This window comes from Micromonospora sp. BL1 (genome assembly GCF_003667485.1).
GTDB classification, from domain to species: Bacteria; Actinomycetota; Actinomycetes; order Mycobacteriales; family Micromonosporaceae; genus Micromonospora; species Micromonospora tulbaghiae.
Map to the genome: position 1 here is coordinate 18,329 of NZ_RCVK01000274.1, position 13,404 is coordinate 31,732.

The following is a 13,404-nucleotide window of genomic DNA, read 5'->3' on the forward strand; positions in this document are numbered from 1 at the left end:
CCGACAGCCGAAACGCGAGGAACCCCGTGGGCACCACTGCCAGAACCGCCGACCGCCTGCTCGACGCCGTGCAGGCCGGTGTCACGATCTACGACCTGGGCCGGCGGCTGACCGTCGGCATGCCGCAGTCGCCGAACCACCCGGCGTTCGGGCTCACCCTGCCCCGCCGCCACGGCGACATGGTGCGGGCCGACGGCGGCTCCGCCGCCAACGACCTGCTGGTGATGGGCACGCACGTCGGCACGCACGTCGACGCGCTCGCGCACGTCTCCCAGGACGGCCGGCTGCACGGCGGCGCCGACGCCGCCGAAGCGCAGGTCGGCGGCCGGTTCGACGAGCTGGGCGTGCACACCGTCGCGCCGATGGTCCGCCGGGGCGTGCTGCTGGACGTGCCCGCCGCGCTGGGCGTGGAGGCCTGCGAGCCCGGCTACGAGATCACCCCGGCCGACCTGGACGCCGCGGAGTCCCGGCAGGGCACGCCGGTGGGCGCGGGCGACGTGGTGCTCATCCGCAGCGGGTGGGGCCGGCTGTTCGACCACGAGGACCGCAACCAGTACATCGGCAAGGACTCCGGCGTGCCGGGAGTCGGCGCGGACGGCGCGACCTGGCTGGCGCAGCGTCAGGTGCACGCCGCCGGCGCGGACACCATCGCCTTCGAGTGCCTGCCGCCGGGCAAGGGCCACAGCTCGCTGCCGGCGCACCGGATCCTGCTGGTGGAGCACGGCATCTACCTGATCGAGACGATGGCGCTGGAGGAGCTGGCCCGCGACGGGGTGCACGAGTTCACCTTCGTCATGGCGCCGCTGCCGCTGTACGGCGCCACCGGCTCCCCGGTGCGCCCGCTGGCGGTGATCAGCCGTGGCTGAGCCGACCCTGGGCCGCCACCTGGCCGCCTTCGCCGCCGACACCGCCGCCGAGACGCTGCCCGACGACGTGGTCGCGAGCGTCCGCGCCCGCGTCCTGGACGTGCTCGGCCTGTGCGTGGCGGCCCGGCCGCTGCCGACCAGCCAGGCGGCGCTGGACTACGTCGCCGAGCAGGGCGGCCGGGGCCAGGCCACCGCTGTCGGACTGGACGAGAAGGTCCCGGCCGCGCTGGCCGCGTTCGCCAACGGCGTGCTGGCGCACTCGCTCGACTACGACGACACGCACCTGCCGTCGGTGCTGCACCCCAGCGCGTCGGTGGTGCCGGCCGCGCTGGCCGCCGCCGAGGCGTCCGGGGCGTCCGGGCAGGAGACCGTCGCGGCCATCGCCGTCGGCCTGGAGGTGTGCGTCCGGCTCGGCATGGCCGGCTACGACCCGGCCGCCGGCAACTCCGTCTTCTTCGAGCACGGGCAGCACGCCACCTCGATCTGCGGCACGCTCGGCGGCGCGGTCGCCGCGGCCCGGCTGCTGAAGCTGGACGCCGACGGCGCGCTCGACGCGCTCGGCGTGTCCGCCTCGATGGCGGCCGGGCTGATCGAGTCCAACCGCAACGGCGGCACGGTCAAGCGGATCCACTGCGGCTGGGCCGCGCACGCGGCGGTCAGCGCCGCGCAGCTGGCCCGGCACGGCGTGACCGGCCCGCCGACCGTGCTGGAGGGGCGCTTCGGCTTCTTCCAGGCGTTCCTGCGCGGCGAGTTCGACGGCGACGAGATCGTCCGCGGGCTCGGCACCGACTGGGCGGCACCGGGCATCTTCTTCAAGCCGTACCCGGCGAACCACTTCACCCACGCGGCCATCGACGCGGCGATCGCGCTGCGCGAGCGCGGGCTGCCGCTGGACCAGATCGAGTCGATCACGCTCGGCGTGCCGTCGCCGACGGTGCGCACCATCGGCCAGCCCATCGAGCGCAAGCGTGCGCCGCAGACCGGTTACGAGGCGCAGTTCAGCGGCCCGTACGCGGTCGTCGCCGGCCTGGTCGGCGGCGGCGGTCTCGGCGTGGACCTCGCCGACTTCACCGACGCCCTGGCGCACGACCCGCAGCGGCGGGCGCTGATGGCGCTGGTCGACGTGGTGGGCGACGAGCGGTGCGACGCGATCTTCCCGCACCAGTTCCCGGCCGTGCTGCGGGTGGTCACCCGCGACGGGCGGGAGTGGGTGCAGGAGGTGCTCGCCAACCGGGGCGGGCCGCAGCGTCCGCTCAGCGACGCCGAACTGGCGGTCAAGTTCCGCACCAACGCCGCCGCCCTGCCGGAGGCGACCGCCGACCGCATCACCGAGGAGGTCCACCGGCTGGACCGGGCCCCCGACGTCCACGGCCTGATGGGCCTGATCAACCGCCGCTGAACCGAGCACGAGGAGCAACACCATGAGCACCTACGACCTGCTGCTGACGAACGTCCGCGTGGTCCGGCACGACCGGCCCGAGCCCGAGCTGATGGACATCGGCGTCACCGACGGACGGATCAGCCGCGTCGCCCCGCAGATCGACCGGGCGGAGGCCGCCCAGGTCGTCGACGGCGGCGGCCGGCTCGCCTTCCCCGGTGTGGTCGACGCGCACCAGCACTGGGGCATCTACAACCCGCTGAGCGAGGACGCCGTCTCGGAGAGCCGCGCCTCGGTGCAGGGTGGCGTCACCACGGCGCTGAACTACATGCGCACCGGGCAGTACTACCTCAACCGGGGCGGCCGGTACGCCGACTTCTTCCCCGAGGTGCTGGCCGCCACGGAGGGCCGCTCCTACATCGACTACGGCTTCCACCTGGCGCCGATGTCGCGGGAGCACATCGGCGAGGTGCCGTCGCTGGTCGAGGAGCACGGCGTCACCTCGTTCAAGATCTTCATGTTCTACGGCAGCCACGGCCTGCACGGCCGCTCCGCCGACCAGAACTCCTTCCTGATGATCCCGGAGGGCGAGCGGTACGACTACGCCCACTTCGAGTTCGTGATGCGGGGTATCCAGGCGGCCCGGGAGCGCTTCCCCGAGCTGGCCGACGAGATCTCGCTGTCGCTGCACTGCGAGACCGCCGAGATCATGAGCGCGTACACCAAGCAGGTCGAGCAGGACGGCACGCTGCGCGGGCTGGAGGCGTACCACGCCTCGCGGCCGCCGCACTCCGAGGGACTGGCCGTGTCGATCGCGTCGTACCTGGCGCACGAGACCGGGCTGCCGAAGATCAACCTGCTGCACCTGACCTCGGAGAAGGCGGTCGACGCGGCGCTGCGGATGGCGCGGGCGTTCCCGCACATCGACTTCCGCCGCGAGGTGACAATCGGCCACCTGGTGGCCGACATCGACACCGCGCACGGCCTGGGCGGCAAGGTCAACCCGCCGCTGCGCCCGCGCGCCGACGTCGAGGCGCTCTGGGGGTACGTCCTGGACGGCAAGATCGACTGGGTGGTCAGCGACCACGCCTGCTGCAAGGACGAGGTCAAGTTCGGTGAGCCGCGCGACGACATCTTCGTCGCCAAGTCCGGGTTCGGCGGCGCCGAGTACCTGCTGCCCGGACTGGTCACCGAGGGCAACCGGCGCGGCCTGTCGTACCAGCGGGTGGCGGAGCTGACCTCGTGGAACCCGGCGCAGCGCTTCGGCCTGCGCAACAAGGGCGCGCTGGTGCAGGGGTACGACGCCGACATCTGCCTGGTCGACCCGGACTCGACCTGGACGGTGCGCGCCGAGGACTCCGAGTCGACGCAGGAGTACACGCCGTTCGAGGGCTTCGAGCTGACCGCCCGGGTCACCGACACCTTCGTCCGCGGGCAGCACGTGCTCGTCGACGGCAAGGTGACCGGCGAGCCGGCCGGCCGCTACCTCGCCCGCCCGCAGCGGTAGGGGGAACGACAGATGGCGGTGGCGCGCAGTTACCTGTACGTGCCGGGCGACCGGGCGGACCTGCTGGACAAGGCGGCCGGGCGGGGCGCGGACGCGCTCGTGCTCGACCTGGAGGACGCGGTCACACCCGCTCGCAAGGCGCAGGCCCGGGAGACGGTCGCCGGGTACCTGGGCGCCGCCGCGCCGTCCGGCCCCGCGCTGTGGGTGCGGATCAACAGCGACCAGGTCGAGGCGGACGTCGAGGTGCTCTCCCCCGCGGCGGCCGGGGTGTGGGTGCCGAAGGCCGAGCCGGAGCTGCTCGCCGAGGTCGACGCCGCGCTGACCCGGGTGCAGCGGCGGCTCGGCCCGGACGCCCCGGCGTTCCGGGTGGTGGCGCTGATCGAGACCGCCCGGGGCGTGCTCACCGCGCCGCGGGTGGCCGAAGCGCCGCGGGTGCTGCGGCTCGGCCTCGGCGAGGCGGACCTCGCCGGCGAGCTGGGGTTGCAGCCCGGACCGGACCGCGCCGAGTTCGCCCCGATCCGCGCCCAGGTCGTCGTCGCGTCGGCGGCCGCGGGCATCGCCCCCGCGGTGGGACCGGTGGAGACGACGCTGCGCGACCCCGAGCGGCTGGAGCGGACCACCAGGGCGCTGTTGCGGCAGGGCTTCCGCGCCCGCAGTGCCATCCACCCCGGGCAGATCGCAACCATCAACGAGGTGTTCACCCCCAGCGCCGAGGAGGTGGCTTCCGCCCGGGCCGTGCTGGCGGCGCTGGAGCGGGCCGAACGCGGCGGCTCCGGGGTGGCCACCGACGCCGACGGCCGGCTGCTGGACCGGGCCGTGGTGCGCGCCGCCACCGAGGTGGTACGCCGCGCCGAGGCGTCCGCCGGCTGAACCGTGACGCCGGGCCGGGAACCGTCGACGGGTGCGACGCTCCGCGCCCTGAGCCGGTCGGCGTGAGCCGGGCGGGGCGCTCCCGTGCGCCCCGCCCGGCGGCGTCTTCCAGTGGTTCCGGTCAGACCACCGCGGGCTGGGCCTCGGTGGCCATGACGAGCGCGCCGAGCAGCGCGGCGTCCTGCGCGAAGTCCGACAGCACGATCTCCGGCGGGTACGGCAGCGTGTGGGTGAGCCGTTCGGTCAGCAGTTCCCGCACCAGGTCGTTGCCCGCGACGCTGCCGACCAGCACGATCCGCTGCGGGTCGAGCAGCAGGCAGCACGTGACGAGCTGGCGGGCCAGTTCGTCGACGCGCAGGCGGAGCTGATCGCGTACCGGTCCGGGCTGCTCCGCGGCGGCACACAGGCCGGCCGCCCGGCCGTCCACCCCGAGCCGCTGCGCCAGCTCGTCCAGGGCCCGGCCGGAGAACGTCGCCTCCAGCATCGGTTCCAGGCGGGGCGGCCAGCTGAGGTCGGTCAGTCCGTAGGCGATCTCGCCGGCCGCGCCGTGGCGGCCCGGCAGCACCTCGCCGTTGACGGTGACCGCCGCGGCGACTCCCGTGCCCAGCCCGACGACGAGTCCGGGATCGGCGTCGCGCAGCGCCCCGAGCCGCAGCTCGGCGTAGGCGGCGGCCTTCAGGTCGTTCGTCACCCGCACGTGCGCCAGGTTCAGGTGGGCGCGGACCGCCTCGCCCAGCCGCAACTGTTCCCAGCCGGGCACGTTCGGCGCCAGTTCGATGCCGTGGTCGTGGACGACGCCGGGCGAGGCGATGCCGGCCGCGACGATCGTGCCGCCGGTCTGCTCGGCGAGTTCGCACGCCCGGTCCAGTGCCCGGGTGAGGGCCTGCTGCGCGCCCTGCTCGGCGATCGTGGGCAGGCGCTCGGAGGCGAGCAGTCGGCCGTCGGTGTCGCCCACGCCGATCGCCATCTTGGTGCCGCCGAAGTCGATGCCGAGCAGGCGTGGATTTGCCGGTCGTTCCATGGTGATGTCAGATCGCCCTTCGGGCCGTCGGTCCAGATCACGTGGTCGCCGCGACACGACGTCCGCGACCACGGCCAGCTGCGTCTGCCGCCCCGTCACGGGCCTACCCTCGCCGCGACCGCCTCGGCGAGAGCCGCGTCGGCACGGGTCAGCCGCTCGCGCAACGTCTGCGCCCGCTCCTGCACCGCGTCGAGCATTGTAGACAGTCGCCCGACCTGGTCCCGGACGGCCGCCTCGCCGGGGCCGTCGGCCTGGGCGCGGCGCAGCACGAGTTCGGGGCGGACCGCGGCGGCCAGCAGGTCCCGGACCGCCGTGTCGTCGAGCGTCAGACCGAGGTCGGCGGCGGTGGACCGGACCAGCTCGTCGGTCCAGGTGGCCGGCGCGCCGCCGCGGACCAGCCGGCCGAGCAGCGAGTGGGCTCCCCGGAACGGCACGCCGTGGCGGGCCAGCGCGTCGGCCGCCGCGGTGGTGGTGGCGCCGGAGGCGACGATCTCCTCGCCGGACGGCGGGCGCTGCGGGTCCAGCTTCTCGATCAGGCCGCCGAGCAGCGAGAAGAACCGGTACGCCCGGTCGTCGCCCTCCCAGAGCCGGGACTGCACGTCGGTGGTGGCGTTGTTCGAGTCCTCCCACCAGGCGGCGCCGACGTTGTTGAGCACGCTCGCCGCGTCGGCCGCGGCGGCGCCGGCCATCGAGACGAGGTGTTCCAGCACCACCGGGTTGCGCTTCTGCGGCATGATGCTGCTGCCCTGGGTGAACTCGCCGGGCGTGACCACCCAGCCCCAGCTCAGCCAGTCCATCAGGGTGCGGGCGAGGCGGGCGCCGGTGGCGAGCGCCTGCGCGTTGAGCGTGGCGACCCGGACCAGGTGGTCGGCGCCGGCCACCGCCTCGTACGAGTTGACGATGAGCTGGTCGAAGCCGAGCAGGTCGGCCAGGCGGCGGGGCGAGATGTCCAGGTCGGTGCCGGCGAAGGCGCAGGAGCCCAGCGGCGACCGGTTCATCTCGTCCAGCAGGTCGGCGTACGCGGCGGCCTCACCGGCGAGCGCCTCGGCGTAGCCGGCGAAGACGTGCCCGATGCTGGTCGGCTGGGCCGGGCGGCGGTGCGTGTAGCCGGTGACCACCACGTCGGCGTGCCGGTCCGCGCGGTCCAGCACGGTCCGGCCGGTGGCCAGCAGCGCGTCGAGCACCTGGAGCAGCTGGTCGCGCAGCACCATCCGGAAGACGCCGGCGTCGAGGTCGTTGCGGCTGCGCGCGAGCTGCACGCTCAGCTGCGACACCTCGATGCCCGCCGCGGCGGCGAGACGCTTCTCCAGCGTGTAGTAGACGTCCTCGACGCTGCCGTCGTACTCCAGCTCCTCGGGCCGGTCACCGGTGAGGGCGACCAGGCCGCGCAGCATCGTCGCGGCGGCCTCGTCGGAGATCAGGCCCTGCTCGGCGAGCATGACGACGTGGGCCTTGCTGGCCGTGACCATCGCCGGGTAGAGGTTGGCGACGTGGTGGTCGAACACGACGCGGAGATGGTGCTGTTGGTAGACGGTCAGTGACGGGCTCATGGTGGCCTCCCGAGGTGGTGCGTTGTCGTGCGGCGTGCCGCGCGTGGTCATCCGGTCGTCTGGTCCGGCCCGTCGGCGCCGGGCGGCCCGGGCAGCGGCGCGGCGAGCCACGCCCCGACCAGCTCGCGCAGGCGTGCGCCGGCGGTGACGCGGATCCGGCCGCCGGCCTCCTCGCCGGCCAGCGAGATGTGGCCCGACCAGCCCTGCCAGGGGTCCGGCCGCGACTCCACCAGCACGTACGGGTACGGGGTGGGCAGCTTCGGCTTCGGCGGCAGGTCCGGCGCCGCGTCCAGGCGCACCGCGGCCGGGTCGAAGGCGAGCACCGCGGAACTCTCGTACGCGCCGCCGTGCCCGCGGGCGGGCAGCTCCCCGAACATCCCGGCCGTCTCGTCCGGGCCGACGAGCTGGAACCAGTTCACCAGCATCATGCTGGCCCGGTGCCGCCCGGACACCCACTCCATCGCGGCGCGGACGGTGGACATGTTGGCGTCGTGCCCGTTGACCACGAGCACCCGGGTGAGACCCGCCTCGACGATGCCGGCGAGCACGTCGGCGAGGTAGCCGACGGCGATCTCCGGGCGCAGCGCCACGGTGCCCGGCCAGGGCCGGGTCTGGCCGGGGCAGGCGGCGTACGGCGTGGCCGGGAAGAGCACCGCCCGGGCGGACCCGGTGGCCAGTTCCCCGGCGAAGCCCTCGGCCAGGATCAGGTCGGTACCGATCGGCAGGTGCGGACCGTGCCACTCGACCGCGCCGACCGGCAGCACCGCCAGGTCGGCCGCCTCGGTCACGGCGGCGAACGCGTGCCCGGGTACCCGGGTGACCGGGAGCAGTCCTCCCCCGGTCCGCCACCGCTCGATCAGTTCGTCCACTGCTCGGCCCTCCGGGTCGCGGTCCGGCTGCTCTCCAGCCGCCCGGAGAACCACATCACCACGAAGATGAGCAGCACCTGGAGCATGCCGTAGGCGGCCGCGGTGCCCAGCTCGAAGCTGTACATCCGGTTGTTGATGGCCACCGAGATCGGCACCGTCGACGAGGTGTAGATGAGCACCGAGGCGACGAACTCGCCGACGCCGTGCACGAACGCCAGCAGCGCGCCGGCGAGCACGCCGGGCAGCATGAGCCGCACGGTGATCGTGTAGAACGCGCGCAGCCAGGAGGCGCCCAGGTTGCGCGCCGCGTCCTCCAGCGACGGGTCGATCAGCGCCAGCGTCGCGGAGCTGGACCGGAACACGATCGGCAGGAACCGCACGAAGTAGGCCAGCGGCAGGATCCAGAACGTGCCGACCAGCACCTGCCCGAAGCTGAACGCGTTGCCGGTGCTGAACGCCGAGATCAGGTTGATCGCCACGACCGTGCCGGGCAGCGCCCAGGCGATCATCACGGCCACGTCGAGCAGGCCGCGACCGACGAACGTCAGCCGCCGCACCGCGTACGCGATGAGCACGCCGATCACCACGCAGCCCACGACCGCGAGGAGGCTCATCTGCACCGAGTTGAGGATCGGCTGGAACGCCTTGGGGTCGGTGAAGATGGTGACGAAGTTCTCGAACGTGTACGTCGGCGGCAGCACCTCGGTGGTCCAGGACCGGTCCGCGGAGAACGCGACGAGCGCGATCGCGCCGACCGGGGCGAGCAGGACCAGCGTGGCCAGCACCGAGGCGAGCGGGGCGAGCCAGCGGCCGATCGGGTTGGTGATCTCCCGCCGGACCGCCGAGATGCCCTTGGACTGCGACTGGTAGTTGCGCCGCCCCTCGTACCAGCGCATGGCCAGCAGGAAGATGATCGAGACGATGCCGAGCACGGAGGCGTACGCCGAGGCCATCGGCAGGTCGCCGTTGGTGCGGTTGATGTAGATCTGCATGGTCATGGTCTGACTGACGTTGAACAGCAGTGGCGCGGTGTAGGACGCCAGTGACGTCATGAAGACCAGCAGCGACGCCGAGATCAGCGCCGGGGTGAGCATCGGCAGCAGGACGGTGCGCCACACGCGTACCCGGCCCGCGCCGAGGTTGTACGCCGCCTCCTCCACCGAGGGGTCCATCCCGGCCAGCGCCGCGGAGGCGGCCAGGTAGAAGAACGGGTACATGGTGAACGTGTGCACCACCAGCACGCCGGCGATGCCGTCGAAGGCCAGGACCGGCTTGTCGGTGCCGAGCAGCGCCTGAAGGCCGCGCGGCACGATGCCGATGTTGCTGTAGAGCAGCTGGAAGGAGACGGCGCCGATCAGCGGCGGCAGGGCCGCCGGCACGAGGATGAACGCCTCGATGAGCCGCCGGCCGCGGAAGTGGAAGCGCTTGAGCAGGAACGCCATCGCCACGCCGACGATGCCGCAGAGCAGCACGCTGGCCGCCGAGATGAACAGCGAGGTGAACAGCGACTCGCGGGCCACCCCGGAGGAGGAGAGGAACTGGAGGTAGTTGTCGCTGCCGTTGGCGCTGACGCTCTCCCGGAACGTGGCGAACATCGGCTGGACGACGAAGCCCCAGAGCACCAGGACCAGCGGCAGCACCAGCAGGTAGGGGAACCATCGGGAGCCGGCTCCGCCGGCCAGGCGCCGGCCGAGGGCCGCCGCCCAGCCGGGGGCGGTCGGGGTCGCAGCGGTCACGGCTTGACCACCCAGAGCCGCTCCGGTGTGAGCCGCAGGCCCACGACGTCGCCGAGCTGGATGCCGGCGGGCGCGTCGACCAGTGCGGCCATCACCTCGGCGCCGTCGACGTCGACCGTGATGTGGGTGGCCATGCCGGTGAACTCGACGTGGCTGATCCGGCCGCGCATGGCCGCCGTGCCGTCGTCGCCGCCGAGCGCGATGTGCTCGGGGCGCGCGGAGACCAGTGCGGTGTCGCCCTCGGCGAGCCCGTGACCGGCGGGAGCGCCCACTTCGATGGTGGCGCCGCCGGGCAGGCGTACCTGGACGCGCTGCTCCGCGGCGCCGGTCACCGGCAGGCTCAGCACGTTGCTGCGTCCGATGAACCGGGCCACGAACGCGTTCGCGGGCTGGTAGTAGACCTCGTGCGGGGAGCCGACCTGCTGGACCCGGCCGGACTCCATGACCGCGATCCGGTCCGACATCGCCATCGCCTCGGCCTGGTCGTGGGTGACGTAGATCGAGGTGGTGCCGCTCTCCCGCTGGATGCGCCGGATCTCGGCGCGGGTCTCCTCGCGCAGCTTCGCGTCGAGGTTCGACAGCGGCTCGTCGAGCAGCATGGTGCGAGGGCGGATCACCAGGGCCCGCGCCAGCGCGACGCGCTGCTGCTGGCCGCCGGAGAGCGCGTCGATGCGCCGGTCGCCGTACCCGGCGAGGTGCACCTGGGCGAGCGCCTCCTCCACCCGGCGGGCCTGGTCGGCGCGGGAGACCCGGCGGACCTTGAGCCCGTACGCGACGTTCTGCGCCACTGTCATGTGCGGGAACAGCGCGTAGTTCTGGAACACCATGCCGGTGTCCCGCTTGTTGGGCGTCCAGTGCGTGACGTCGTCGTCGCCGAAGTGGATGTGACCGGAGGTCGGGAAGTAGAAGCCGGCCACCATGCGCAGCGTCGTCGTCTTGCCACAACCGCTCGGTCCGAGCAGCGTGAAGAACTCGCCCGCTCCGATGGTGACGGTGACGTCATCGACCGCCGCGGAGTCGCTCGACTTGGCGAAGCGCTTACTGACCGCCGTCAGTCGGACATCGATCATTTCGTGGGTCCTTCCAGGACGAAGCCGGGCCGTGCCGGAGCACGGCCCGGATCCGAGCGTCTTAGCCCTTGCCCTTGATCTGGGCGTTCCAGTGGGTGATCCAGGCGGTCTCGTTCTTGCCGATCACGTCCCAGTCGACGTCCATCGGCTTGAGGTCGAGCTTGGTCAGCCACTCGGGCTTCTCGGCGATGTCGACAGCGGGGATCTGGAAGTAGTCCTTGGCCAGGCTGGCCCGCAGCGAGTCGTCGAACAGGAACTCGAGGAACTTCTTCGCGCCCTCGCTGTTGCCGCCCTTGACCGCGGCCACACCGTCGACGAGCACCGGGGCGCCCGAGGCCGGCATCACGTAGCCGAACGGCATCTTCTCGTTGGCCTGCAGCAGGATGTCCTGGAGGTTCCAGGCGCTGACCACGCCCTGCTCACGCGACATCTTCAGGTAGAGGTCGCTGGGGTTGGCGGCGTACTCGACGGTGTTGGCGTCGAGCTTGCGCAGCCAGTCGTAGCCGGGCTGCGGGTTGGACCCGTCGGCGGTGAAGCGCTGGATCATCGAGGCGTAGATCGAGCGCATGGTGCCGGAGGCGGCCACGTCCCGGATGATGATCTTGTCTTTCCACTTCGGGTCGACCAGGTCGTCCCAGTCCTTCGGCGCGGTCTCCGGGGTCAGCGCCTTGTTGTTGTACATGATGACCTCGGGCAGCAGGATCTCGCCGAACCAGCGGCCCTCGGCGTCCTTGTACCGCGCGTCGATCTTCGAGGCGAACGAGGGCTGCCAGGACTCCAGCAGGCCCTCGGACGCGCCGGCGGCGAGGCCCTGCTGGGTGCCGCCCCACCAGACGGACGCCTGCGGGTTGGCCTTCTCGGCGCGGACCCGCTCGAGCACCTCCTGGGCGCCCATGTTGAGCACCTCGACCTTGCCCTTGTACTCGGGGTTCTTGGTCGTGAACTGCTCGACGACGTAGTCGGTGACCGACTTGTCGCGGGCGCTGTAGATGACGACCTTCTCGGCCGACGCGGAGCCGGAGGAGCCGGCGTCCTTGTCGTCGTCGCTGCTGCCGCACGCGCTGACGGCCAGCAGCGCGCTGAACGCGACGGCCAGGGCCAAACGACGTTTCATTGGTACCTCCACTTTGCGGGGGAACTATCGGAAGCGGGAAAAGACGGTGTGCGATCCCGACCGGAGGCGCCGGCGGGTTCGCCGGTTCCCCGGGACGGGGTCGAGGGTCCGCGGGGGGGCGCGCCGGACCGGGGCGCGCCGTATCGCGCCGCGACCGGTCGCCAGGGACGCGGTCGCCGCGACGGTTGCGGTGACGGTGGGTGGGTGTCGGGGTCGGTGTCGGAGTCGTCGGGGGTCGGGTGGTGGTCAGGGAAGCGAGGGCCGGGGCACCGCGGCCGAGAGCGCGTAGCTGATCGCTCCGTGCAGCACGGCCTGGTCGCCGAGGGTGGCCCGCCGCACCTCGGTGGGTGCCGGGGTGCGGGCGGAGACGAGGGTCTGGAGCTGGTCGAGCGCCGGGTCGTCGAGTTCCGCGGCGGCGCCGCTGAGCAGCACCAGCCCTGGGTCGACCACGCAGGCGCAGGAGAGGATGAGCCCGGCCCAGGCGCCGAGGACCTCGTCGAGGTAGGCGCGGGCGGGCGCCGACGTCGCGGCGAGCCGGCTCAGCTCCCGTACCGGCGACTCGGGCCGGCGGCCCGGGTTGAGCGCGACGACCCGTTCCGCGATGGCGTTCACCGACCACCGGGCCTCGAACTCGCCGACGCCGCTGTAGCGGCGCTCGGCCGCGCCGCCCAGCGGCAGGAAGCCGACCTCGCCCGCGGCCCCGCTGGCGCCGCGGCGGACCTTGCCGTCGAGCACGAGCCCGGCGCCGATGCCGTCGGCGACGTGGATCAGCAGCAGGTTGGCCACGTCCGCGCCGGCGCCGGCGACGCACTCGCCGGCGGCCATGAGGTTGACGTCGTTGTCGACGACCACCGGTACGCCGAGCCGCCGTTGCACCGATTCGCCGATCGGCCACGCCTCGACCAGTCCGACCGACGGCGCGAGGCGTACCGCGCCGTTGCTGGACACGCCGGGCACCGCGATCGCGACGCCGCGCAGCGACGGCAGGTTGTCGCCGACCAGGTCGAGGACGAACTCGCAGACGGTCTCCACCACGTTCGCGCCGAGCCGCGCGACGCGGTGCGCGATGACCGCGCCCTCGCTGTCGGCGATCTCGCAGCTGATCCGGGGCGGCTCCAGCGACACCGCCGCGACCAGCTCGGCGCGGGGGTTGAACTCGAGCATCTCCCGGGGCCGGCCGGTGGTGGGCGCGCCCGGGCCGCGTTCGATGAGGTAGCCCTCGGCGACGAGTTCCCGCACGAGCGCGGTCACAGTGGCCGCCGAGAGGCCGGTCATCTCCGCCAGGTCGACGCGGGACAGCCGCCGGGCCTGCCGGGCGGCCAAGATCACCGAGAGACGCTTGATCTCACGGGACCGCTCACGGCTGACCGGGCTGGTCGGGGCTTTGTCAGACACACTTTCTTCCTAGTGAGAAAAAATTCTG

The 13,404-nt window shown here is 72.9% G+C and carries 11 protein-coding genes; 4 read left to right on the forward strand and 7 right to left on the reverse strand.

What is annotated here, in order from left to right:
* Positions 1–26: 26 nt before the first annotated feature.
* The 4 genes from EAD96_RS19805 to EAD96_RS19820 are packed head-to-tail and all read left to right on the forward strand — an operon-like array spanning position 27 to position 4,621.
* Complete coding sequence (locus EAD96_RS19805; protein WP_121685368.1) at positions 27–866, forward strand: cyclase family protein; 840 nt, start codon at positions 27–29, stop codon at positions 864–866.
* Positions 859–2,265: an MmgE/PrpD family protein gene (locus EAD96_RS19810; protein ID WP_121685369.1), complete on the forward strand. Its 1,407-nt coding sequence runs from the start codon at positions 859–861 to the stop codon at positions 2,263–2,265. Before EAD96_RS19805 ends, EAD96_RS19810 begins: the two co-directional genes overlap by 8 nt.
* Positions 2,266–2,287: 22 nt before the next feature.
* The gene (locus tag EAD96_RS19815; RefSeq protein WP_121685370.1) at positions 2,288–3,751 is read left to right on the forward strand and encodes a dihydroorotase family protein; all 1,464 of its coding nucleotides are present in this window, start codon (positions 2,288–2,290) and stop codon (positions 3,749–3,751) included.
* A gap of 12 nt (positions 3,752–3,763) precedes the next feature.
* Entirely contained in the window at positions 3,764–4,621 is an 858-nt protein-coding gene (locus EAD96_RS19820) for a CoA ester lyase (RefSeq protein WP_121685371.1), read from the forward strand.
* Between the two features lie 121 nt (positions 4,622–4,742).
* Here the strand turns inward: EAD96_RS19820 and EAD96_RS19825 are convergent, their stop codons facing one another.
* From EAD96_RS19825 to EAD96_RS19855, 7 genes are all read right to left on the reverse strand, one after another.
* Positions 4,743–5,642, reverse strand: coding sequence for an ROK family protein (locus EAD96_RS19825; protein WP_120569439.1), 900 nt, complete (start codon positions 5,640–5,642; stop codon positions 4,743–4,745).
* A 95-nt stretch (positions 5,643–5,737) separates the two neighbouring features.
* Entirely contained in the window at positions 5,738–7,192 is a 1,455-nt protein-coding gene (locus EAD96_RS19830; RefSeq protein ID WP_121685391.1) for an argininosuccinate lyase, read from the reverse strand.
* 47 nt (positions 7,193–7,239) lie between these two features.
* The gene (locus EAD96_RS19835) at positions 7,240–8,061 is read right to left on the reverse strand and encodes a creatininase family protein (protein WP_121685372.1); all 822 of its coding nucleotides are present in this window, start codon (positions 8,059–8,061) and stop codon (positions 7,240–7,242) included.
* Positions 8,049–9,797 carry an iron ABC transporter permease gene (locus EAD96_RS19840; RefSeq protein ID WP_121685373.1) on the reverse strand — a complete coding sequence of 583 codons (1,749 nt, stop codon included), beginning with the start codon at positions 9,795–9,797 and terminating at the stop codon, positions 8,049–8,051. Before EAD96_RS19840 ends, EAD96_RS19835 begins: the two co-directional genes overlap by 13 nt.
* Positions 9,794–10,867 carry an ABC transporter ATP-binding protein gene (locus EAD96_RS19845; protein WP_121685374.1) on the reverse strand — a complete coding sequence of 358 codons (1,074 nt, stop codon included), beginning with the start codon at positions 10,865–10,867 and terminating at the stop codon, positions 9,794–9,796. Before EAD96_RS19845 ends, EAD96_RS19840 begins: the two co-directional genes overlap by 4 nt.
* A gap of 61 nt (positions 10,868–10,928) precedes the next feature.
* Positions 10,929–11,981 (reverse strand): extracellular solute-binding protein, encoded by a 1,053-nt coding sequence (locus EAD96_RS19850; protein WP_121685375.1) that lies wholly within the window; start codon positions 11,979–11,981, stop codon positions 10,929–10,931.
* Positions 11,982–12,227: 246 nt separating this feature from the next.
* Positions 12,228–13,376, reverse strand: a complete 1,149-nt coding sequence (locus tag EAD96_RS19855; protein ID WP_121685376.1) for an ROK family transcriptional regulator — start codon at positions 13,374–13,376, stop codon at positions 12,228–12,230.
* Positions 13,377–13,404 lie beyond the last annotated feature (28 nt).